The organism is Peribacillus sp. FW305-BF15 (assembly GCF_058783805.1).
In genome coordinates this window covers 48,566-71,929 of record NZ_JBYSYV010000012.1, presented here as the reverse complement: position 1 = coordinate 71,929, position 23,364 = coordinate 48,566, and the positions used below count along the sequence as shown (strand labels likewise).

The window sequence follows — 23,364 nt, the reverse complement described above, 5'->3', positions numbered from 1 at the left end:
GTGGAGCCCGAATGACCTTTAAAATATTATTAACGGATTACGAATTTGAACATTTGAAATATGAAGAAGAGATTTTTCAAGAAAGCGGTCTGGATATCAATTTCATCAAAGCGCAATGCAAAACTGAAGAGGAAGTAATGGAGCATGCAAAAGAAGCGGATGCAATTTTAAATCAATATGCTCCTATCTCAAGACGAGTCATCGAGTCGCTCGAAAACACGAAAATCATTTCCCGCTATGGTGTTGGCGTCAATACAATTGATCTCGATGCGGCTAAGGAAAAGGGGATAACTGTCGCCAATGTACCGGATTATGGCATGGAAGAAGTATCGAATCATGCATTGGCACTTTTACTTTCGTCGGCGCGGAAAGTGACTCTGTTAAACAAGGAAGTGAAAAAAGGTAACTGGGACTTTAAAGTGTGTGTCCCGATTCACCGTTTTAACGAACAAACGGTTGGGGTTCTCGGCTTTGGCCGGATTCCGCGCCGTTTCATTGAAAAGGTGAAACCGCTCGGCTTTAAAACCGCTGCTTATGACCCTTTCGTATCGGCTGCAGACATGGCTGCTGTCGGGGTTCAAAAAATGGATCTCGACGAAATTATAGGCGAAGCCGATTATTTGTCGATCCATGTGCCCTTAATTGATGATACATACCACCTGATCAATGAGGAGCGCCTTAAACAGATGAAGAGTAACGCGGTCATCATTAACACGGCACGCGGACCGATAATCGATGAAAAAGCACTTACCAATGCACTTGAAAAAGGGATCATTGCAGGTGCTGCACTTGATGTGACAGAAAATGAGCCTGTCAGCATCGATAGCCCGCTACTCACAATGGACAATGTCATCATTACGCCTCACAGCGCCTGGTATTCTGAGGAAGCGATGGTTGAACTTCGTCAAAAAGCAGCAAGAAATATCGTTCAGGTCTTAAAAGGGGAAAAAACACCATACGCATTAACCTAAGAAAGGGGAAAAAAATGAAAATAGCGACTTTTTCCGTACAATCCGAACAGCACATCGGTCTAGTTCAAGATGATCAAATAATTAGTTTAACGGCTCTCTGTCCAGAGGAATTTCCTGCATGCATGAAAAAATTTATAGAACGAAGCAGCGAGTTGCGCACACGTGCTGAACACTTAATCGAGCAACGGATAAATGAGGATGCAATATTCAAAACGTCAGATGTGAAAATCCTGCCGCCAATCGCAAAGCCGGATAAAATCATTTGCGTAGGACTTAACTATTTTGATCATTGTAAGGAAACGGGGATGGAGCCGCCTGCTTCGCCAGTCATTTTTTCAAAATATTCGAATGCGATTACAGGTCATAATGATCCGATTGAAATCCCAATTAATTCAACAGAGGTCGACTTTGAAGCAGAGCTTGCTTTTGTCATTGGAAAAGAAGCGAAACGTGTGTCAGAAGAAGAGGCGGATGACTACGTCTTTGGCTACACGATTATGAATGATATCAGCGCCCGAGATTTGCAATTTCAGGACGGTCAGTGGTCAAGAGGCAAAACGGCGGACACATTTGCTCCATTTGGTCCTGTTATCGTTACAAAAGATGAAGTGGGTGACCCTCACAATCTAGCGATTTCGCTTGAATTAAACGGTGAAATTATGCAGGATTCAAATACAAGCAACCTAATTTTTACGGTTCCGAAAATCATTTCATTTTTATCACAGTCCATGACACTAATGCCAGGTGATTTGATTGCAACTGGCACGCCACCAGGAGTAGGAATGGGAAGGAATCCAAAAATCTGGTTGAAAAACGGTGACCGGATGAACGTCAGCATTGAGAAGATCGGTACGCTTTCTAATCACGTAATAGCATGACAAGAGAAAGAAGATGATGACATGGATGTTGTAACCATCGGAGAAACGATGACAGTGTTTACCCCGAATGAAGAAGGACCGCTTCGCCACGCCAGATCTTTTTCGATGAAGTTTGCCGGTGCTGAATCCAATGTCGCGATCGGGTTAAGCCGACTCGGTCATAGCTCACGCTGGATTAGCCGTCTCGGTGAGGATGAATTTGGCGATGCCATGCAATCGTTCATTCGCGGAGAAGGCGTTGATGTCTCTTATGTAACGAGAGACCCTGATGCGTCTACCGGGGTCTTTTTTAAAGAATTCAGACGGCTGAATGATACCCGGGTTTATTATTACCGGAAAGATTCGGCAGCTAGTAAAATGACGGCTGAATTACTATCTGATCTTGCCATCCAAGATGCCGCTTATCTCCATATTACGGGGATCACCCCTGCACTAGGGAATTCTTGTCAGTCGCTCTTGAATAAAGCGATCCGCATTGCTAAAGAAAACGGAACAAAAATCGTCTTCGATCCGAATATTCGCTTGAAAATATGGGGTGATGAAAATGAAGCACGTCACATCATAACAAAGTACGCCTCGAAAAGTGATATCGTCATGCCTGGGGTGGCCGAAGCCGAGTTTTTATTCGGCTCCCATACTCCGGAGAAATTTGCCGATCATTTTCATGAACTCGGTGTCGAAACAGTTTTACTTAAATTGGGCAAAGAAGGCTCTTTGATTTCAGCCCCGTCTGTACCGAAAACATACGTTCCTGGATTCTATGTGGAACGGGTCGTTGATCCCATCGGTGCTGGGGATGCTTTTGCATCCGGTGTACTTTCCGGACTGCTTGATGGACTGCCGCTAGATGAAGCTGCAAAGCGTGGAAATGCCATGGGAGCAATGGCAACGATGGTAAATGGCGATGTTGAGGGTTTGCCGGCCCGTGCCGAACTCGCTTTGTTCATGAGTGGCGGCGCTGATGATGTGAAGAGGTAGAAAGGTGGAAAAAATGACTAAACTTGAAGAGCTTAAACATGGGAAGCTTGTCGGCGTCATCCGCGGTGCACGCCCCAATCAAATTATACCAATCGCCCGGGCCCTGAAAGAGGGCGGCATCCGAACGCTAGAAATAACAGTGGAAACTCCCAAAGTGTGCCATTTGATTGAAAAAGTGAAAGAGGAGTTCGGTGATGATATCATAGCGGGTGCCGGTACAGTATTGGATCCTGAAACGGCCCGTGCGGTCATCATGGCAGGGGCTGAATTTATCTTTTCTCCAACCGTCAATGTCCAAACGATTAAACTGGCGAAGCGCTATGGCGTTATTAGCATCCCTGGTGCGCTCACACCAACCGAAATATTGACTGCTTACGAGCATGGAGCTGACATTATCAAAGTTTTCCCGGCAGATGCACTAGGTGTTAGCTACTTTAAAAATCTTAAAGGACCGCTTCCTCATATTCCCCTTATGCCAACTGGCGGTGTCAACCTTGACAACCTCGCGTCATTTTTTAAGGCAGGGGCCATCGCGGCGGGAGTAGGCGGTTCATTGATCAATCCTGCGAAATTGATTACAGGTGAAGATTACACCAGGCTGACAGAAACGGCAAAAAAATTCTCGGCTATCGTACAAAAAAGCTAAAGCCGTCCAGCGCTTATATGAATATCATTTCAATAAGCGCTAGAAATGAAAGTACGACTGCTTTATTTCCTCCTTTTCAATTTTTTTGTAATCCATCAAGGGTGTGATAATGCTGGTGGGCAGTGGATAAATTCAGATAAACCAGAAAGGGGAAAAGTGATATGTTACTAGAAAAGTACAGAAATCTGCAGGATATTATTCAAAAAATGGAGTCGGTTGTGGTCGCTTTTTCAGGAGGGGTGGACAGCACGTTTTTGTTAAAAGTCGCTATTGATACTCTGGGTTATGATAATGTGTTAGCCGTTACAGCCGATTCGGAAACCTATCCATCGAGTGAGTTGAAAGAAGCCATTATGCTATCAAAATGGATTGGTGCCAACCATCGTGTCATTCAAACTTCGGAGTTGGCCATTCCTGGATATAAAGAAAACAATCAGAATCGCTGTTACTTTTGTAAAAGTAGTTTATTTGACCACCTGCTTCCTATTCTTGAAGAATATGAATTTAATAATATTATTTATGGAGTTATCGCTGATGATGCTAACGAATTTCGTCCAGGCATGAAAGCAGCTAAAGAAAAAGGAATCAGGGGACCTCTTCTAGAAGCCGGTTTATTCAAAGAAGAAATAAGAGTATTGTCCAAGCAAGCCGGATTGCCAACCTGGGATAAACCGTCATTTGCTTGCCTATCCTCACGAATAGCATATGGCGATATCATTACGAAGGAAAAATTGACCAAAGTTGATAAATCAGAGGCTTACATAAAATCACTGGATATTCATCAGGTAAGAGTAAGGACGCATGAGGATACTGCCCGAATTGAAGTTGAACCCGATGATATGCCAAGAGTGCTTCAATACCATGCGGCGATCACGAAACGGCTGAAGCAATTTGGTTATAAGTATGTATCAATGGACCTCACGGGCTATACAAGCGGAAGTATGAATATGGCGCTTAAAAAGGAAGAAATGTCATGATTGACGATATTTTGGAGCAGGTTCAAAAGGGTTCATTAACAGTTGCGGAAGCCAAGGGAAAACTTGCATCCTATGAAAATTTAGGGTTTGTAAAAATCGATCATCATCGCAAAAGGAGACAAGGCTTTCCCGAAATTGTGTTTGGGGAAGGGAAAACAGCTGAACAAATTTTAACGATTGTCCAATCGCTGCGGACAAGGAATGATTCTGTGCTTGTGACTCGTATTTCTCGGGAAAAAGCGGTATTTGTACAAAAAGAATGTAGTGATTTTGAGTATAACGAGATTGCACGGACACTTGCTTGGGTTAGAGAAAAGCCGAAATCCGTTGATTCATATATTGCAATTGTATGCGCCGGGACATCAGATTTGTCTGTTGCTGAAGAAGCAGCCGTGACGGCCGAAACTCTAGGTATTCCTGTCAGGCGTATATACGATGTTGGCGTTGCTGGGCTTCATCGCCTCCTTGACAATATAGACGAAATAAGGGGTGCTACCGTATCAGTTTGTGTCGCGGGAATGGAAGGGGCACTTCCAAGTGTGTTAGGAGGCCTTGTCACGAATCCAATTATTGCTGTGCCGACAAGTATTGGTTACGGTGCTAATTTTAACGGTTTATCGGCCCTTTTATCAATGCTCAATTCATGCGCATCTGGTGTAAGTGTGGTGAACATCGATAATGGATTTGGTGCAGCCTACAATGCAGCGATTATATACAAGCTTGTACATAAAAAGGAGGTCAATTGTGATGAGGACTTTATATTTTGACTGCTTTTCCGGCATAAGCGGAGATATGGTTATTGGTGCGTTGATTGATGCAGGTGCAGACCCTGTACAAATGGAAGAAGAGTTAAAAAAGTTGAACATGGATGAAGAATATAATCTGTCATGGGGGAAGGTCGTCAAAAATGGCATTACGAGTACTAAATTTGATGTCATTCTTACCAGTAAATCAGACCAAACACATGAACATAGCCACAGCCATGAACACGAGCACAGTCATGGACACAGTCACAGTCATGAACACGAGCACAGACATGGACACAGTAACAGTCATGGACACGAGCACAGTCTTGGACATGAACACAACCATAGCCATGTACCTCACAGCCATCCAGGCAGCCGTACCTACAAACAAATTGTAGAAGCTATCAATGAGGCGAACTTTATTGAATCGGTAGCTAACATGTCACTCGCCATTTTTAAGAAGATTGGTGAAGCGGAAGGGCATATACACGGGCTTCCACTGGAAAAAGTACACTTTCATGAAGTAGGGGCGGTAGATTCAATAATAGATATAATCGGGGCTGCAATTTTAATCGATCAGCTAGGTATTGAATCAGTTCAGTCATCAGCCATTCCAACGGGATCTGGACATATACATATTGATCACGGAATATATCCTGTTCCTGCACCTGCCACTCTTGAAATATTAAAGGGGGTACCGATTGCCTCAAACGATATTCGTTCTGAATTAGCAACGCCGACCGGTGCTGCCATCGCTGCGGTTTTAGCTGGAAATTTCGGCTCGCTTCCACCCATGACTGTCGAATCGATTGGCTATGGTGCGGGCACAAAAACATTCGAAAATCATCCGAACGTCCTTCGAGTTATCATAGGGGAGACTCAATGAACCGCCCGCCTGATCATGAGCATCTTGATGAACAAATGGTGAAAATGGAAGTGAATCTAGATGATATTTCCGGTGAATGGCTGGGGCATGTAATGGATTTGTTGTTCGAATCAGGAGCAAATGATGTATTTTATACGCCAATCTATATGAAAAAAAATCGACCGGGAGTGTTATTGCAGCTTCTTTGTTCACAGCAGGTGATTTCGAAAATGAAGAAGATATTATTTGCTGAAACGACGACTCTCGGGATACGCTACTATCCACTTACCGTGCACAGGCTCGAACGATCATTTTTACATGTACATACACAATGGGGAAAAGTGACGATGAAGAGGGGGATTCATGAGGGATTGACCTTGCAGCAGGCACCTGAATATGAAGATTGCCGTAAAATTGCCTTACAGAACAATATACCTCTTAAAAGGGTGTATGAAGAAGTTTGGAAGTGTCTCGGGGAGGTCAAAGAGAAATGAGTTTGGTGTCGATTCTTACATTAGGATTCCTATTGGGGATAAAGCATTCGTTAGAACCGGATCATGTTATTGCCGTAGCAACGACGGCAGGAAACACGAAAAAATTATCCCGTTCCACTCTAACGGGGGTGTATTGGGGGATAGGCCATACCAGTACGCTGTTTCTTATAGGTGTGCTATTCATTTGGATGAAGGGGGAAATTCCAGAGTCGTTAAGCATGACACTGGAATTCGGCGTTGGCATTATGCTTGTTATGCTAGGGGCGAGAAGTTTATTTAAAGCACGCCCTGATATTAAGAACGAGAAAGATAGATTTCGTCCTTATTTGGTGTCTGCTTTAATTGGTTTCGTACATGGTCTCGCGGGCAGTGCCGCAATGGTCATTTTAACGATGTCGACCGTAACCGGTATTGGCGAAGGATCTATCTATATCATTATATTTGGCGCAGGGACAATTATTGGCATGCTGTGCTTTACTACCATTCTAGGCATACCGTTTGCTTTGAATGGGAAGGACATCGTTTTAAACCGAATCTTCATCAAAATGGCGGGAGCTATAAGTTTTGCATTCGGAATTTATTATATATACAAATTGGGTGTAACAGAAGGCTTGTTTGCGCTCTGGGCTAGTTGATTTATTTTATAAGCATGATATTTGACTGTCTAAAGCGAATAGTCAGTCTTTTTTTTATATAAGTTCATCAAACCAAGCTTGATTCCTCAGAAAGAAAAGGACACAACCGACAATAAGCTTGTCTTTACTGGAACACTTCAATGAACATGTTCATGCAAATTTCCGGGTATATTGTAACAGATATGAATCTCCAATTATTATTCAGCAATTATTTGTAGTTGAAAGAAGGGAAGCACAATAAAAATAAGACCCCATGACACTGCCATTTTTATAAGAATGGCAGTGTCGTAGGATCTGTTATCATGTTACAAAGAAAGTCACGAAATCTAAGTTCTGCTCCGGCTCCTAGGCAGATAAACGTTTATTTTTCCTTTGGAGAATCCATATTTCAATTGCACCAGAGCCAAGCAATACTCCTGAAACAATGAAGATAAGTCCGATGAAATGTGCAGGTACAAGGGCTTCATTAAGGAAAAATGCTGCCCCTAACAAAGAGAATAAGGTGTTTAAGTTAAGAAATATGGATGATTCGGCTGCGCCTACCTTACCAATGGCATAATTATAGCTCATGTGCCCGAGGGCGGTGGCAAAAATAGCGGAGAAAAAGAAAGCTCCCCAGATGGATGGCGTTGCGGTTGCCAGGGAAGATAAGCCCTCTGGTTCCTTCCATAAGCTGATGGCAAAAAGAATAAAAGACCCGATCAGCATCATGTAGCCGGTTAATAATCGTGGATCCATTGTTTTTGAGGCTTTATTTATGAGGATGAAACTCAATGCCTGTGAAAGAATGGAAAGCAAAATATCCACATCCCCAAGATTAATAGAATGAATTCCTCCGCTTCCTGCCATAACGGTAAAACTCACACCCAGGGAACCGCATATAAAGCCAAGCAGCTTGATTAACGTAGGTTTTTTTCGAAAGAAAATCATGGTCAAAATGACAGTCAATATTGGCCCCATGCCCAAAATCAATCCAGCATTCGAGGCGGATGTCTTCGTCAATCCCTCAGCTAAAAAATAATGATGAAAAACGACACTCAAAAGTGCTCCTCCAAAAACGTAAAAAAGTTCACTTTTTTTAGGAAGGCGTATTAGTCCAAAGAAGAAAAGGATAATAATGACGATAAGGGAAGCAGTAAAAATTCTCATAGATGTTATCGTTACGGGCTGCGTATGCGCAACTAAAATTTTAATAACTGAGACATTTAACCCCCATGTAATCATTATTCCGGTAAGTAAGATGTATATTTTCAAAAAACTCATTCCAAACAACCTTTCAAACTTATTTAACAATTGATATATTATACAACTTTCTCCCAAATTAATAGCAAAGAGTAAATTTGATCGAAAAAAATCTGAAACTGTCAATCATTTAAAGATGAAACAGTTCTTGTTCGTTTTCCACAATATGGTTTTTTCGTAAATTTAGCTGAAATATCATCTGAAAAAGTATGGAATAAAAATAAAATTACAAATTATCAAACTTTTCTATTGTTTTTGATAGGGTTTTCATTTACAATTTCCTTATGATTTACCAAACCGGTTTAGTAATTAACTAAATCGATTTAGCTAATAAGCATAATGAAAGTGATATGATCAAATGTTTTTGTTTCCATTTGTGAATGTTCGCAAGAAGGAGGTACTGTATTGTCATCAAAATATGGTGTTTTAACGCTGGGCGACGCCATGATCACACTAAATCCGGAAGAGACAGGACCTTTAAGATTCGTTAACCGTTTTGAGCGAAAAGTAGGAGGCGCTGAACTGAATTTTGCGATTGGCTGTGCAAGGCTAGGCTTGCGGTCAAAATGGATAAGCCGTTTAGGCAAGGATGAGTTCGGTAAAGTTATTTATAATTTCGCTCGTGGGGAAGGCGTGGACATGAGTGATGTGGCCTATGTAAATGGATATCCAACATCTCTTAACTTTAAAGAAATTCGGGAAGATGGTTCCGGAAAGACATTTTATTACCGCTATCAATCTCCCATTTTAACTTTAGAGCCTGGAGATATAACAGAGAAGATGTTTGAAGGGATTGATATAGTCCACCTTACTGGAGTATTTTTGGCTATAGATCCGAAAAATGTCAACATTGCCAAGAGGGTAATGGAAATTGCAAAACAAAAAAATATACCTGTTTCTTTTGATCCGAATATCCGCTTAAAGCTATGGTCCATCGAGGAAGCAAGGTCAGTTTACTATGATATTTTTCCATATGTTGATATTTTGCTTACAGGTTTAGATGAAATAAGATTGATCATCGGTACTGACTCAAAAGAATCTTTGGCTGAATTCGCGAAGGTGAATGCTATTGATCAGCTTGTCATTAAGGACGGGAAACAAGGTTCAAAACTATATACTAAAAGTGAATGGCATGAAAAAGAAGCTTTCCCTGTAATACCTGTAGATACAGTTGGTGCAGGTGATGGTTATGATGCCGGTTATATTTACGGATACCTTAATGGTTTATCAATTGATGAAAGATTGGCATTCGCAAATGGTGTAGGAGCTCTTGTCACCACTGTTGCAGGGGACAATGAAGGATTACCATATTTGGATGAAGTAATGCCTTTCATACAGAATGAGATTGTAATAGAAAGATAGTAGGCTGAAAGAAATGGGGAGAGAAAATGGCAACAGTAACGATACAAGCCGAGGAAGCAAAACGATTAGTAATAAAGCAGCTGACCAAAGTGGGTTTGAATGAAGAAACTGCCGGGAAAATTGCGGAAGTATTGGTTCATGCTGATCTCAGAAATGTCAATTCCCATGGTGTTTTGCGAACAGAGCATTATGTGAACCGTTTACAGGCAGGGGGTATAAATCCCGAAGCCCAGATTTCCTTCCAAAAGACAGGACCCGTTACCGGTGTAGTTGATGGAGATGATGGATTTGGGCATGTGATCAGCGACGTGGCCATGGACCATGCAATCGATATGGCGAGAGAAAATGGCGTGGGCATGGTGACTGTTTTTAATAGCAGCCATTGCGGAGCACTAAGTTATTTCGTTCAAAAAGCCGCTGATGCAAAGTTGATTGGCATCGCGATGTCACATACCGATAAAATTGTCGTCCCGTTCGGGGGAAAAACATCATTTCTTGGTACCAACCCAATCGCTTACGGAGTTCCTGCCAAAACGAAGAAACCCTATATTCTTGATATGGCAACATCCAATGTTGCATGGGGGAAAATTCTCCAGGCACGCGAAGAAGGAAAGGAAATCCCTGAAGGATGGGGTGTCGATGAACATGGAGCTGCAGTCACGGATCCGAATAAAGTCGTTTCCCTTTCCACTTTCGGAGGCCCGAAAGGCTATGGTCTATCGGTAATTGTAGATGTGTTTTCTGGATTATTGGCCGGTGCGGCATTTGGCCCGCACATTGGGAAAATGTATGACGATCTTGATAAGAAACGGAAGCTGGGGCATTATTTTTGTGTAATTAATCCTTCATTCTTTACTGATACTGATATATTTTTAGAGCAAATGGATCAAATGATTGAAGAGCTGAAACAGGTTGAACCTGCTCCAGGGTTCGATCGCGTATATGTACCGGGTGAGATTGAACAGATCAATGAAGAAAAAAACCTGAAACATGGTATTACGATAGCATCAAGTGTATATGAATTTCTTACAAAGTAGGTGGGAGAAATGAAAGCGGTTCAAGTACGGAAAGCTCATGAACTTATCATACAAGAAGTGGAAAAACCACGGATTTCGAACTCGACGGATGTCCTTGTAAAAGTAAAAAGAGTCGGGATTTGTGGATCGGATATGCATATTTACCATGGTACGAATCCTCTTGCTACGCTGCCGCGAGTCGTCGGGCATGAAGTAGCGGGAGAAGTTGTGGAGATTGGACAAGGCGTCGTGGGCATAAAAGTTGGGGACCATGTTGTTATTGAGCCCATCAGTTACTGCGGGAAGTGTTACGCCTGCCGCAAAGGCCGCCAAAATGTTTGTGAAAAACTGTCCGTTTTTGGCGTACATGAAGATGGTGGTATGAGAGAATGGTTCGTCCTTCCCGAGAAACAATTACATGTTGTGGATTCCGCGTTGGCTTGGGAAGAAATAGTATTGGCTGAGCCATATACAATCGGAGCACAGGCCGTTTGGAGAGGTGAAGTGGAGGAAGGGGAAACAGTGCTTATCCAGGGAGCTGGGCCTATTGGGATTTGCATATTAAAGATGGCAAAGCTTCAAGGAGCATCAGTGATGATCACGGATTTAAGTGAGGAACGTTTGGAATTCGCTAAAGAAAGCGGCGCTGATATCATTGTCCATGCGGGAAAAGAAGATGTTCAAAAACGAGTGGAAGAATGGACGAATGGAGAAGGTGCCAACGTGGTCATTGATGCAGTATGCTTGCCGATGACATTTGAATTGTCCTTTGATGTCGTATCAACGGCGGGCCGGATTGTCGTACTCGGTTTTGATGAACGGCCTGCATCAGTTTCCCAACTGCCAATCACTAAAAAGGAAGTCTCGGTTAAAGGATCTAGGTTGCAAACCAATCAGTTCCCAAAAGTAGTTACACTTTTAAATGAAGGAAAAATCAGACAAGAAGGTTTAATTACCCACACATTTTCTCTGGATGATATCCAGGAAGCATTTAATTTTGTGGAAAATCATCCCGAACAAGTTCGAAAAGCGATCATCGTTTTTAATTAAAGGGGGGCAGGATTTATGGACAAACATTCAATCATTCATCGAATAAAGGAAACGAAAGTTGTAGCTGTTATCCGGGGACAGGATGCAAAGGAAGCGGCACAACTGTCTAAAGCAGCTGTGGAAGGCGGTGTTCGGGCAATAGAATTGACTTATACAACACCGGGAATTGAAGAAGCTTTCAATGAACTGCAGAATACGGATGCACTCTTAGGAGCAGGATCGGTACTTGATTCTGAAACGGCTCGACATGCGATTTTAGCTGGTGCCAATTTTATCGTCAGTCCCTATTTTGTCAATGGAGTAGCCGAACTTTGTAATCGATACGGCATTCCCTATATGCCTGGTTGCATGACGATCAAAGAAATGGCTACGGCAATGGAAGCAGGTTGTGATGTTTTGAAGTTATTTCCGGCAAACCATTTTGAACCTTCTTTCATCAAGTCGGTTAATGGTCCACTGCCTAATGTAAGAATCATGCCAACCGGCGGAATTAATTTGGATAACATGAAGGACTGGCTGAATGCAGGTGCGGTAGCAATCGGGATCGGCAGTGATTTGAACAAAGCCTATCAAAATGGCGGCTATGAAGCAGCAGTGGAATTAAGCGGAAAATATATGCAAAAGATTGCGGAATGACGGAGGTGCATGATGAACATTACATTTAGATGGTATGGGAAAGACAATGATACCGTTACATTGGAGCACATTAAACAGATTCCTGGTGTGAAAGGGATTGTTTGGGCACTACACCAAAAACCTGTTGGTGAGGTATGGGAAAAGGAAGAAATTAAAGAAGAAATCGAATATATCCAATCATTTGGTTTTCACACGGATGTTGTAGAAAGTGTAAATGTCCATGAATCGATTAAATTGGGTAACGAAGACCGCATGATATATATTGAGAAATACAAAGAGACGATCCGAAATCTCTCGGAAGCTGGAGTGAAAGTCATTTGCTATAACTTCATGCCGATTTTTGATTGGACTCGTACGGAAATGTTCCATCCTTTGGAAGATGGCTCAACTGCCCTATTTTATGAAAAGGCGAAAGTGGATACGTTAGAACCGCAAGATTTGATTCGTACTGTGACGGAAGCTTCCGATTTAACTTTACCAGGTTGGGAACCAGAAAAGATGGATCGAATTTCTGAATTATTCGAAGCTTACAAAACTGTCGACGAAGAGCAGTTATGGGCGAATCTTGAAATATTCCTAAAAGAAATATTACCTGTTGCCGAGGCTTGCGGCATTAAAATGGCTATTCATCCGGATGATCCGCCATGGTCCATTTTTGGCTTGCCAAGAATCATCACAGGTGAATCGAGCTATGAAAAACTGATATCGATTTCGGACTCACCGTCGAATGCATTTACCATGTGTACTGGATCGATGGGGGCAAACCCTGAAAATGATATGGTCCAAGTGGCTAAAAAGTATGCAAACCGTTCGCCTTTCTCCCATATTCGAAATGTGAAGATTTATGAAAATGGTGACTTTGTGGAAACGTCCCATCATACCCAGGATGGATCCATCAATATACAGGGCGTCGTGGAAGAATTGAATAAGCAGAATTATACTGGTTATGTCAGGCCAGATCATGGCCGCCATATTTGGGGTGAAGATTGTCGCCCAGGTTACGGTTTATATGACCGAGCATTGGGCATCATGTATTTGCTCGGATTATGGGATGCATATGAAGCTGGTAAATCAGGTGGGAAATCATGATTCCCATCCATGAAAACTTATCGAATAGGGTGGCAGTGATCACTGGAGGCAGCGGTGTTTTATGTTCGAAAATGGCTGTGGAATTGGCCCGTCATGGTGTCAGGATAGCTATATTGAACAGATCGGTCGAAAAAGGGCAAGAAGTGGTCGAACTCATTGAACAAAAAGGGGGCACTGCGATATCCATAGCAGCAGACGTTTTGGATAGAGCCTCATTGGAGAATGCAAGAGGAAAAATAATAGAAGCGTTCGGAAGAGTGGATCTATTAATAAATGGAGCTGGAGGCAATCATCCTGATGCCATTACAGCTCCAGAGAAATATGGGGAAGAAGCGGAAGGAAAATCATTTTTTGATCTGGATGAGGATGGTTTCTCCCAAGTTTTTGCCAGTAATTTCACCGGTACATTTTTGGCAAGTCAGGTTTTTGGAAAAGAATTATTGCAAGTGGAAGCACCAGTTATCGTAAATATATCTTCCATGAGCGCCTACGCTCCGATGACTAAAGTGCCAGCATACAGTGCGGCCAAAGCTTCGATAAATAATTTTACGATGTGGATGGCTGTACATTTTGCCGAAGCAGGTTTACGGGTAAATGCCATTGCTCCAGGATTCTTTTTGACGAAGCAAAATCGGGATCTTCTGCTTAATGAAGATGGCAGTCTGACAGCAAGGTCTAATAAAATCATTACTTCAACACCCATGAAGCGTTTTGGGCAGCCTGAAGACTTACTTGGAACGTTGCTTTGGCTCGCTGATGAATCCTACTCGGGCTTTGTCACTGGAATTACGGTACCGGTCGATGGTGGTTTCATGGCATACTCCGGCGTCTGAATTCAGCTCCTATAAAAAGGCAAACAAGTTAACGTGATAAATTAGTTCCATGGTATTGGAAATTGACTTTTTTACTGCATCAGAAGGTGATTGTAAAGCTTTACTTATTATAATAGAATATTCCTTATATATTGAAATCACACGACAGGGATGAATGAAATGAAAACCATTACAATTACTGATGTCGCCAATCACGCGAAAGTATCAAAAAGCACAGTTTCCCAATACCTGAACAAACGCTATGAATATATGAGTGAAAAAACCAGGAAAAAAATTGAAGAAACAATCGAAGAGTTAAACTATCAGCCTAATATAATAGCGCGCAGTTTAAAACAAAAGTCCACTTTTACCGTTGGGGTAGTGGTTGCCAATATCCTTCACACGTTTTCAACGCAAGTTATTAGAGCGATAGAAAACTACTTTTATGAACAAGGGTTCCATATTATCGTATGCAATGCGGATGACAATCCTGAAAAGGAAAAGAATTATATTGAAATGCTAAGAGCTAAACAAGTGGATGGGATCATCATTTTCCCCACAGGGGACAATCTTGATTTATATCGACGGATGAAGAGTGATCAATTCCCGATTGTATTCATGGATAGGACAATCCAAGAATTGAATATTGCTACAGTCATGCTCGATAATCACCTTGCTTCCAAGTTAGCGATCGATCGGTTTATTGAAAAGGGTTTTGAAAACATTGCAATCATAACCACTTCAATAATACGCGATATCAGCCCTCGAATCGAACGGATCAAAGGGTATAAGGATTCACTCGCGTCACATGGGATACCAGTCAATTCTAAATATATAAAAACCGTGAATGCAGACGAAATTCCGCTTGCGCTTTCAGAATTTTTCGAATTGGAAAAGCCGCCTCAAGCCATATTGGCAGGAAATGATATCGTACTTAATGAAGTATTGCGTTATATGAAACAGCATGAAATCCATATACCTGATGACATAGCGGTCATAGGCATCGATGATGTACCATATGCCAGTTTCTATACACCGACCATCACAACGGTTAATCAGCCAGCCATTGAAATGGCCAACTTGGCAGCTGAGTTACTGCTTAGTCAAATCAATAAAACAGGAAAAGAGGATACAAGCGTGCATCGCTTGAAACCGACTTTGCTTTCAAGGAATTCTTGCTAGATTAGGATGTAAGAATCCCCGTGAAAAAGAAAGCGCTTTTTTTACGGGGATTCTAAACCGATTTAGTTTTTGGGTCATATAGGTTTTACTCTTGGTTATTAAATGGAAACGTTTCCAAAAATGCTGCTGCATTTTCAGAAATGTATAGGGGGGTACTTTATGTTTTCAAATGGTAGAGGAATGGTTATCGTATTCTTGTTCTTGGCAGGGGTAATAAATTATCTGGACCGATCTGCACTGTCCATTGCAGCTCCGTTCATTCAAGATGATTTATCTTTAACAGCCACACAGATGGGAATTATCTTTAGTAGCTTTTCCGTTGGTTATGCTGTATTTAACTTTCTTGGAGGCATGGCGTCCGATAAATGGGGAGCGAAGCTTACGCTTTTCGTGGCGATGATCGTTTGGTCTTTATTCAGTGGTGCGCTTGTACTTGCTGTCGGTTTTGCCAGTATGATCGTCATCCGTATCCTGTTTGGGATGGGCGAAGGCCCTCTTTCGTCAACCATCAATAAAATGGTGAATAACTGGTTCCCGGCAAATCAACGGGCATCTGTCGTTGGTTTGACGAATAGCGGGACGCCGCTTGGTGGCGCCATTGCAGGTCCGATAGTTGGATTCATTGCCATCTCTTATGGATGGAGAGTTTCTTTCATTGCCATAATGGTAATTGGTCTTATATGGGCGATTTGCTGGTGGAAGTTCGTTAAAGAAAAACCAGAAGAGTCAAAGGAACAGAAGCATACAGGAAAATCTTATGTAGCGGCAACATCGGAAGGGAAATTGAAATTCACCTTCTATTTAAAACAAAAAACGGTTTTATTTACAGCTCTAGCCTTTTTTTCTTACAACTACATTCTCTTCTTTTTCTTAACTTGGTTCCCAAGCTATTTGGTGGATGCACGCGGGCTAAGTGTAGAAAATATGAGTATCATTACAGTGATTCCTTGGATTTTTGGATTCATCGGACTAGCTTTGGGTGGATTCGTGTCAGATTTCTTCTATAAAAAATTTGCACAAAAAGGTGTTTTATTCTCACGTAAGCTAGTGCTAGTAACATGTTTGTTCTTATCGGCGTTATGTATCGGTTTTGCTGGACTTGTATCCACAACAGTCAGTGCAGTAACGCTTGTCGCACTTTCCGTCTTCTTCCTATATTTGACTGGTGCCATTTACTGGGCCATCGTCAACGATGTCGTCGACCCTGGTAATGTTGGTTCTGTTGGAGGTTTTATGCATTTCTTGGCAAATACAGCAGGAATCATCGGACCGACGTTAACAGGATACATTGTCGATACCTCAGGCACATACACAGTTGCATTCTTGCTTGCAGGTGGATTGGCAGTTGTTGCATCGCTAGCGGTCATCCGTTTTGTACGGCCGATAGTAAAGCCTGCGTAATAGATTGTTAGAATGGAAGTGTCTCCCAAAGGGAAGACACTTCCATTTTTTCATTTGTATTAGGCATGCCTAGCGGACCCTATTTTCTTTTCGAAATGTAGCTGGTGTCTTTTCATTGTATTTCTTAAAGGTACGATAAAATTGGGGCATGCTTTCAAAACCACACATTTCGGCAATATGGGCAATGGTGTGATTCGTTTCCAGTAAAAGTTCCTTTGCCTTGATGATCCTTTTCGTGTTTAGATACACGACTAACCCAATTCCAGTCGTTTCCTTAAAAACCCTGCTAAAATGTGCGGGACTGACCAAAGCTTTTTGTGCAAGTATCGTCAGCGTCAATGGTTCATCCATATGTTCATTAATATAGATTAAAATATCTTTCATCCATTCTGAACTATAGCTCTTGCCCTCGGATAATTCTTGTTTGCCATTTATCCGGATACGGTATAAATCAAGTATGATCTGGTGAACGGTCAGCAAACAACCATGCCTCGAGCCTATCGATCGGCTATTCATTTCTTGCAGGATAAGTTCTAGCTGTTCTTCCATCTTAACTTGTTTCTTTTGCGGCAATGATAATTTATAATTCTTACTCTTTTTTGTCAGATCAAACAAATGTAAATATGAAAAAGAATCATCAACCATATCTTTATATATTAATGTGGGACTGAAAAAGATAATGGTGGAGGTAACAGGGTCGTCCTTATTCGGTAAAGCCCTATGAATGGTATTATTCGGGATCAGGAATACATCCCCTTGCTGCATATCATAAAACACATCACCGATAAAAAAGGTCCCTTTACCGTTATAAACATAAACAATTTCATAATGGTCATGCATATGATCGGACAATTCATTCTGGGGACTTTTCGTATCTTGATAGACAAAAGAAAATGGGAAGAGTAAATCATGATTTAATGCATTATGGATTTTTTTCATTTGTTCATCTCCTGAAAGTATAATACAACAAGAATGAGTATATTTATAGCAAAATACGCAATTAATATTTCAAAAATTGATGTTAAAATTAATAGAGGATTTGAAAATTAAAAAAATTCAAGGGAAAAATGAAAGGGCTTTCGGAATGGATTGACGTTACCTTTAGAACTTCTTCACTCATGATAAGGAGGGAACAAAATGAAAAAATTTGTTCAATTGCATTCGAACGATGATGTTGTTATTTCCTTGGAGGGGATTCAGAAAGGACAGAGCCTCCAGATTCAAACAAAAGATAGGGGAATGATCCATATCAAGGCACGTGATGACATTCCTAAAGGGCATAAAATGTTAGTGAATCCGGTTAAGCGAGGGGAGGACGTAATCAAATTTGGCTACTCGATCGGAAAAGCTAAAGAAGATCTCTCCATTGGAGATTGGGTTCACACCCATAATCTGACATCAGGTTTGCATGGCATATTGGATTACTCCTATCAACCTAGCAGACAAAAAACAAAAGAACCCAGTCAAAATCATACCTTCCAAGGATATATCCGTGAAAATGGTGAAGTGGGTATCCGGAATGAAATCTGGATCATCAATACGGTAGGCTGCATCAATAAAACATGTGAACTTCTCGCCAAAATGGGCAGTGAGCAATTTAAAGATCGTCAAATCGATGGAGTTCATCACTTTTCCCACCCCTACGGTTGTTCTCAATTGGGAGATGATTTGACCCATACGCAGAAACTATTGGCAGCCTTGGCTCAACATCCAAATGCAGCAGGGGTTTTAGTTGTAGGATTAGGGTGTGAGAACAATCAAATCGAAGCATTTAAAGAAGTCATAGGCGAATTTCCTCCAAGTCGGATTAAATTTTTAAAAGCCCAGGAGGTTCAAGATGAATTGGAGAGCGGCTTACGTTTAATGGGGGAACTAGTGGACTATGCAGAAGGGTTCGTACGCCAGAACGTACCAGTTTCAAAGTTGAAAATAGGCTTGAAATGCGGTGGTTCCGATGGTTTTTCAGGCATTACTGCTAATCCATTGGTTGGTGCGGTTTCCGACTTAATTGTGGAAAATGGCGGGACCACGATATTGACAGAGGTTCCTGAGATGTTTGGAGCGGAAACGATATTGATGAACAGGGCGAGGGATGAAGAAACCTTTAAGAAAATCGTTGGCCTTATAAATGATTTCAAACAGTATTTCATTCGCCATGATCAAGAAATTTATGAAAACCCTTCACCTGGAAACAAGGAAGGCGGCATAAGTACACTGGAGGAAAAATCACTTGGATGTACACAAAAAGGGGGACATGCCACTGTAGTGGATGTAAGCCCATATGGACAACGAGTAGAGAAGCATGGTTTGAATTTAATCAATTCTCCTGGAAATGACCTGATTTCGGTGACGGCTTTGGCAGCAGCCGGCGCACATATCGTTCTATTCACTACGGGAAGAGGAACACCATTCGGCGGACCGGTGCCAACTGTAAAAATAGCCACTAATTCGGATTTAGCCGATCGTAAAAAGCACTGGATTGATTATAATGCCGGCCGGTTAATTGAAGGTCAAAAGATGGATGAATTAAAGGACGATTTATTCCATTACATTCTTGAGCTTTCATCCGGTAAAAAGAAAACGAATAATGAAAAATTCGGATATAGGGAGATTAGCATCTTTAAAGAAGGTGTCATTCTCTAATAGTTAAAGGTTTCTATTAAGCTATAAAAAAGGAGTGTTAATCAGTGAAAAGTATCGTTTGTGAACAACCTTTTGAATTTAAGATGATACAGTCGGAAAAACCCGTACCAAACTCAGGGGAAGCTTTGATTCGTGTGCGGCGAATAGGTATATGCGGTACGGATATCCATGCCTATGGAGGCAATCAACCCTTTTTTAGCTATCCCCGAATACTTGGCCATGAATTATCCGGTTATATTGAGTCCATACCGGAAAATGAATCTGGGCTTAATGTCGGGGATCAAGTATCGATCATCCCCTATATGGAATGTGGAGAATGCCTGGCTTGCAGAAGTGGAAAAACGAACTGCTGTACGGATATGAAAGTGTTGGGTGTACATGCTGAAGGCGGCATGAGTGAGTGGATTACGGTTCCTTATAATCATTTGGTGAAAACAGAGGGTCTCACACTTGATCAATCCGCAATGATAGAGCCATTAAGTATCGGGGCTCACGCAGTTAGGCGTGCCGCTATTCATAAAGGGGAATTTGCACTAGTGATTGGTGCTGGTCCCATTGGCTTGGGAGTCATGGCATTCGCTAAAGAACAGGGTGCGAAGGTGATCGCAATGGATGTAAATGATGAACGCCTTGCGTTTGCTGGCAAATGGGCAAATGCCGATTATACTTTGAATGTTTTGGAGAATCCAATGGAGAAATTGGCCCAATTGACGAATGGAGATATGCCAAGCGTGGTATTTGATGCGACAGGTAATGCTAAGTCAATGATGGATTCTTTTAAATATCCTGCTCACGGCGGAAGATTGATTTATGTCGGTTTAGTTAAAGCTGATATTTCCTTCAATGATCCTGAATTCCACAGTAAAGAGCTTACATTGATGGGAAGCCGCAATGCAACAAGGGATGACTTTGATTATGTCGTGAATACGCTGAAAAATGATTTGTTGGATATGAGCCAGTATATTACACACCGCACACATTTGGATGAAATGATCAATCAATTTGAAGGATGGTTAACTCCTGAAGCTAAAGTGATCAAGGCGATTGTCGAAATATAAGCAGTATGCTGTTAAATCGCACTCTGAATTGGATATTTCAATAAGAAAGGAATTCTTTGATCATGAACATAAATAAAAGTCCACTAAAGCGTTTGAGTAAAGATACAAAAGCTGTCCAATCCTCACATAAAATGGATTTCCCCATAAAAGTATTGCAGATTGGTGAGGGGAATTTTCTTCGGGGCTTCTTTGATTGGATGATTCATGAGTGTAATAAACAAGGTCATTTCAAGGGAAGCATTGCAGTTACCCAGCCCCGCCGCGCCGGGAAAGGGAAAATAGAGGAAGCGAAGCGGCAAGATGGACTGTATACATTAATGTTACGTGGTTTTCACCAAGGGAAGAAAGTGGAACATACAGAGATCATTTCCGTTTTTTCAAAGGTAATTGATCCATATGAAGAATGGATGGAATTTTTAGCACTTTCAGAAAATCCTGAATTGGAATTTGTAGTTTCCAACACGACTGAAGCAGGACTCAAATACCAGCCGATTCCTTTGGAAGAAGGAAAGCCGATGGAATCTTTTCCAGGAAAGCTGACTGCTTTTTTGTATCATCGCTATCTGCATTTCAACGGGGATGCGAAAAAGGGACTGATCATGCTTCCATGTGAGCTTTTAGAGAGAAATGGTGATTCATTGAAGCAATATGTTCTTACGCATAGCAGGGATTGGGATTTACCAAAGCCATTCATGGAGTGGGTGGACCGGGACAACCTATTCCTAAACTCGCTTGTAGACCGTATCGTTACAGGATTTCCAGCCAATGAGTCGGACACCCTATTTGCTGAATGGGGATACAAGGATACTCTGCTAAATACGGCAGAACCCTACCATTTATGGGCTATTGAAGGTGACCCTTGTATCGATCAACGTCTTCCTTTACAACAATCCGGATTGAATGTGCATTGGGTAAAAGATTTGACACCTTATCAAATGAGGAAGGTAAGGATACTTAATGGTTCACATACCTTGTTGGCTCCTTTAGGCATTTTATCTGGATTGGAAGAAGTAAAACAGGCAATCGATCATCCGGAATTCAACCAATTTCTAAGCAATGCCATCGAAAAGGAAATAATTCCTTCATTACCTTTTGATCAAAATGAGATGATGCAATATGGGGAAAGTGTTCTTGAGCGATTTAAGAATCCTTTTGTACATCACCTCCTGGCCGATATCTCGCTGAACAGCATTTCGAAGTTCAAGGCTCGTCTCCTTCCTACCTTAGAGGAATATCATGAGGCGAAAGGCACGCTGCCCGACTGTATCGTAAGAGGTTTTTCGGGCCTGATCCGATTTTATAGGGTTAATGAAATGAAGGGGAGTTATATTGGTAAAAGCTTTGCGGGTAAAGACTATGTCGTTAAAGATGATATAAAGGCAATTGAATTTTTCCAGGAACAATGGCTTCGTTATGATAAGGGGGAAGTCCCGCTTAGACAATTGATAGAGGCAACCTTAAGTAATCAATATCTATGGGGGAAGGATTTGAGCGATATCCCGAGCCTAGGAAATAAAATATGTCAATATCTAGAAGGGATGATCGACTAAAATAATCCGTTGAAAGGATATGAACAAGGTTAAGTTCATGAATAACATTACTATCTATTATTTTTTTCTTTATTTTATTTGTATTTTTGGTATACTGAATTAGTGATATTTTTTCTTGGTAGTTTCCTAATGGAAAGATATTAAAAGAATTACATATTCTTTTATTCCCGTGAAGGGGAGTAGCGTCAGGGATAACCTGAAATAAAGTCGTCATTACGTGGGAACCCCACCGGCTTTATTGGCCTAATTCATTTAGTGCTTAGCGAGACCTTTGCCATTTATGGCAGAGGTCTCTTTATTTTTGTAAAAAGGAGGAATTTGTGTTGGATTTTTTATCAGGTGAATTCATTTCAGGACTTTTAGCGATCATTATGATAGATTTGGTTCTAGCCGGTGATAATGCGATCCTTATTGGATTGGCTGCAAGAAAGCTTCCAAAAGAACAGCAAAAAAAGGTGATAATATGGGGAGCGGTCGGGGCAATAGTGATAAGGATCATTGCAACGCTGCTAGTTGTTTGGCTATTAGAGGTGCCAGGACTGCATTTAATAGGGGGATTACTTCTTGTATGGATTGCTTATAAGCTCCTTATCGATGAAGAAGAACATGATGTGAAGCCTGCAGACTCGATGTGGGCTGCCATAAAAACCATCATTATTGCAGATGCATTGATGGGATTGGACAATGTCCTAGCGGTTGCAGGTGCTTCTCATGGTAATTTCATTTTAGTGGTGATCGGTTTACTTGTATCAATTCCAGTAGTGATGTATGGAAGCACTTTGATCCTGAAACTGATCGAACGCTTCCCATTCATCATAATAATTGGTGCGGGAATACTAGGCTGGACAGCTGCTAAAATGATCGTAGCTGAACCTTTCATGCACGACTACTTTGCAAATCCCTTCATTAAATATGGATTTGAAGCGATAGTGGTGATTGGAATCCTGTTTGCCGGGATTTCAAGACAGAAAAATATCGAAAAAGAAAAAGCAAACAGAGAAAAAATGCAAATCGAACGTAATGGATAATCGATACAAAGAGACCTTTCGGATGAAAGGTCTCTTCTTTTTGTCTATGCCATATAAGTACAAAACAAGAAAAGGGACGAACCAAAGTCCGCACTTTGGTTCGTC

At 41.5% G+C, this 23,364-nt stretch carries 23 protein-coding genes; 21 read left to right on the top strand and 2 right to left on the bottom strand.

Annotated elements, in window-relative coordinates; translation table 11 throughout:
• The first annotated feature begins 11 nt into the window (after window positions 1-11).
• The 9 genes from AC3WLU_RS14615 (at window position 12) to AC3WLU_RS14575 (ending at window position 7,190) form a co-directional block, all read left to right on the top strand.
• The gene (locus AC3WLU_RS14615) at window positions 12-971 is read left to right on the top strand and encodes a C-terminal binding protein (RefSeq protein ID WP_413003394.1); all 960 of its coding nucleotides are present in this window, start codon (window positions 12-14) and stop codon (window positions 969-971) included.
• A 14-nt stretch (window positions 972-985) separates the two neighbouring features.
• Entirely contained in the window at window positions 986-1,849 is an 864-nt protein-coding gene (locus tag AC3WLU_RS14610) for a fumarylacetoacetate hydrolase family protein (RefSeq protein WP_106027372.1), read from the top strand.
• Between the two features lie 21 nt (window positions 1,850-1,870).
• Window positions 1,871-2,827 carry a sugar kinase gene (locus AC3WLU_RS14605; protein ID WP_187049467.1) on the top strand — a complete coding sequence of 319 codons (957 nt, stop codon included), beginning with the start codon at window positions 1,871-1,873 and terminating at the stop codon, window positions 2,825-2,827.
• A 13-nt stretch (window positions 2,828-2,840) separates the two neighbouring features.
• Window positions 2,841-3,473: a bifunctional 4-hydroxy-2-oxoglutarate aldolase/2-dehydro-3-deoxy-phosphogluconate aldolase gene (locus AC3WLU_RS14600; protein WP_098185453.1), complete on the top strand. Its 633-nt coding sequence runs from the start codon at window positions 2,841-2,843 to the stop codon at window positions 3,471-3,473.
• A gap of 161 nt (window positions 3,474-3,634) precedes the next feature.
• Window positions 3,635-4,450 (top strand): ATP-dependent sacrificial sulfur transferase LarE, encoded by an 816-nt coding sequence (gene larE / locus AC3WLU_RS14595; protein WP_187049466.1) that lies wholly within the window; start codon window positions 3,635-3,637, stop codon window positions 4,448-4,450.
• Entirely contained in the window at window positions 4,447-5,217 is a 771-nt protein-coding gene (gene larB / locus AC3WLU_RS14590) for a nickel pincer cofactor biosynthesis protein LarB (protein ID WP_048679713.1), read from the top strand. The genes larE and larB overlap by 4 nt, the downstream gene beginning before the upstream one ends.
• The gene (gene larC, locus AC3WLU_RS14585) at window positions 5,198-6,082 is read left to right on the top strand and encodes a nickel pincer cofactor biosynthesis protein LarC (RefSeq protein WP_413003398.1); all 885 of its coding nucleotides are present in this window, start codon (window positions 5,198-5,200) and stop codon (window positions 6,080-6,082) included. Before larB ends, larC begins: the two co-directional genes overlap by 20 nt.
• Entirely contained in the window at window positions 6,079-6,555 is a 477-nt protein-coding gene (gene larC2, locus AC3WLU_RS14580) for a nickel pincer cofactor biosynthesis protein LarC2 (RefSeq protein WP_098864364.1), read from the top strand. Before larC ends, larC2 begins: the two co-directional genes overlap by 4 nt.
• The gene (locus AC3WLU_RS14575) at window positions 6,552-7,190 is read left to right on the top strand and encodes a DUF4833 domain-containing protein (protein WP_063576096.1); all 639 of its coding nucleotides are present in this window, start codon (window positions 6,552-6,554) and stop codon (window positions 7,188-7,190) included. The genes larC2 and AC3WLU_RS14575 overlap by 4 nt, the downstream gene beginning before the upstream one ends.
• 345 nt (window positions 7,191-7,535) lie before the next feature.
• On the opposite strand, the gene AC3WLU_RS14570 is transcribed toward AC3WLU_RS14575, so the two are convergent.
• Window positions 7,536-8,453, bottom strand: coding sequence for a DMT family transporter (locus tag AC3WLU_RS14570; RefSeq protein WP_413003402.1), 918 nt, complete (start codon window positions 8,451-8,453; stop codon window positions 7,536-7,538).
• A gap of 384 nt (window positions 8,454-8,837) precedes the next feature.
• On the opposite strand from AC3WLU_RS14570, the gene AC3WLU_RS14565 reads away from it, so the two are divergent.
• The 8 genes from AC3WLU_RS14565 to AC3WLU_RS14530 all read left to right on the top strand — a co-directional run bounded on the left by AC3WLU_RS14565 (window position 8,838) and on the right by AC3WLU_RS14530 (window position 16,980).
• Window positions 8,838-9,794 (top strand): sugar kinase, encoded by a 957-nt coding sequence (locus AC3WLU_RS14565; protein WP_187049463.1) that lies wholly within the window; start codon window positions 8,838-8,840, stop codon window positions 9,792-9,794.
• A 26-nt stretch (window positions 9,795-9,820) separates the two neighbouring features.
• On the top strand, window positions 9,821-10,831 hold the full coding sequence (allD, locus tag AC3WLU_RS14560) for an ureidoglycolate dehydrogenase (RefSeq protein WP_063576099.1): 1,011 nt from the start codon (window positions 9,821-9,823) through the stop codon (window positions 10,829-10,831).
• Window positions 10,832-10,840: 9 nt separating this feature from the next.
• On the top strand, window positions 10,841-11,860 hold the full coding sequence (locus AC3WLU_RS14555; protein ID WP_063576100.1) for a zinc-binding alcohol dehydrogenase family protein: 1,020 nt from the start codon (window positions 10,841-10,843) through the stop codon (window positions 11,858-11,860).
• A 15-nt stretch (window positions 11,861-11,875) separates the two neighbouring features.
• Window positions 11,876-12,496, top strand: coding sequence for a bifunctional 2-keto-4-hydroxyglutarate aldolase/2-keto-3-deoxy-6-phosphogluconate aldolase (locus tag AC3WLU_RS14550; RefSeq protein WP_034307107.1), 621 nt, complete (start codon window positions 11,876-11,878; stop codon window positions 12,494-12,496).
• 12 nt (window positions 12,497-12,508) lie between these two features.
• Complete coding sequence (gene uxuA / locus AC3WLU_RS14545) at window positions 12,509-13,585, top strand: mannonate dehydratase (protein ID WP_054395679.1); 1,077 nt, start codon at window positions 12,509-12,511, stop codon at window positions 13,583-13,585.
• Window positions 13,582-14,418: an SDR family oxidoreductase gene (locus tag AC3WLU_RS14540; RefSeq protein WP_187049461.1), complete on the top strand. Its 837-nt coding sequence runs from the start codon at window positions 13,582-13,584 to the stop codon at window positions 14,416-14,418. Before uxuA ends, AC3WLU_RS14540 begins: the two co-directional genes overlap by 4 nt.
• 159 nt (window positions 14,419-14,577) lie before the next feature.
• On the top strand, window positions 14,578-15,579 hold the full coding sequence (locus AC3WLU_RS14535; RefSeq protein ID WP_492597462.1) for a LacI family DNA-binding transcriptional regulator: 1,002 nt from the start codon (window positions 14,578-14,580) through the stop codon (window positions 15,577-15,579).
• A gap of 159 nt (window positions 15,580-15,738) precedes the next feature.
• Window positions 15,739-16,980 (top strand): MFS transporter, encoded by a 1,242-nt coding sequence (locus AC3WLU_RS14530; protein ID WP_063576103.1) that lies wholly within the window; start codon window positions 15,739-15,741, stop codon window positions 16,978-16,980.
• Between the two features lie 69 nt (window positions 16,981-17,049).
• Here AC3WLU_RS14530 and AC3WLU_RS14525 read toward each other — a convergent pair whose 3' ends face one another.
• Complete coding sequence (locus tag AC3WLU_RS14525) at window positions 17,050-17,919, bottom strand: AraC family transcriptional regulator (protein ID WP_098864371.1); 870 nt, start codon at window positions 17,917-17,919, stop codon at window positions 17,050-17,052.
• Between the two features lie 198 nt (window positions 17,920-18,117).
• Between AC3WLU_RS14525 and AC3WLU_RS14520 the strand changes: the two genes are divergently transcribed.
• From AC3WLU_RS14520 to AC3WLU_RS14505, 4 genes are all read left to right on the top strand, one after another.
• Window positions 18,118-19,623, top strand: coding sequence for a UxaA family hydrolase (locus AC3WLU_RS14520; protein ID WP_145505445.1), 1,506 nt, complete (start codon window positions 18,118-18,120; stop codon window positions 19,621-19,623).
• A 44-nt stretch (window positions 19,624-19,667) separates the two neighbouring features.
• On the top strand, window positions 19,668-20,681 hold the full coding sequence (locus AC3WLU_RS14515; protein WP_063576106.1) for a zinc-binding alcohol dehydrogenase family protein: 1,014 nt from the start codon (window positions 19,668-19,670) through the stop codon (window positions 20,679-20,681).
• Between the two features lie 62 nt (window positions 20,682-20,743).
• Window positions 20,744-22,231 carry a tagaturonate reductase gene (locus AC3WLU_RS14510; protein WP_278089721.1) on the top strand — a complete coding sequence of 496 codons (1,488 nt, stop codon included), beginning with the start codon at window positions 20,744-20,746 and terminating at the stop codon, window positions 22,229-22,231.
• Between the two features lie 323 nt (window positions 22,232-22,554).
• The gene (locus AC3WLU_RS14505; protein WP_057277507.1) at window positions 22,555-23,259 is read left to right on the top strand and encodes a TerC family protein; all 705 of its coding nucleotides are present in this window, start codon (window positions 22,555-22,557) and stop codon (window positions 23,257-23,259) included.
• Window positions 23,260-23,364 lie beyond the last annotated feature (105 nt).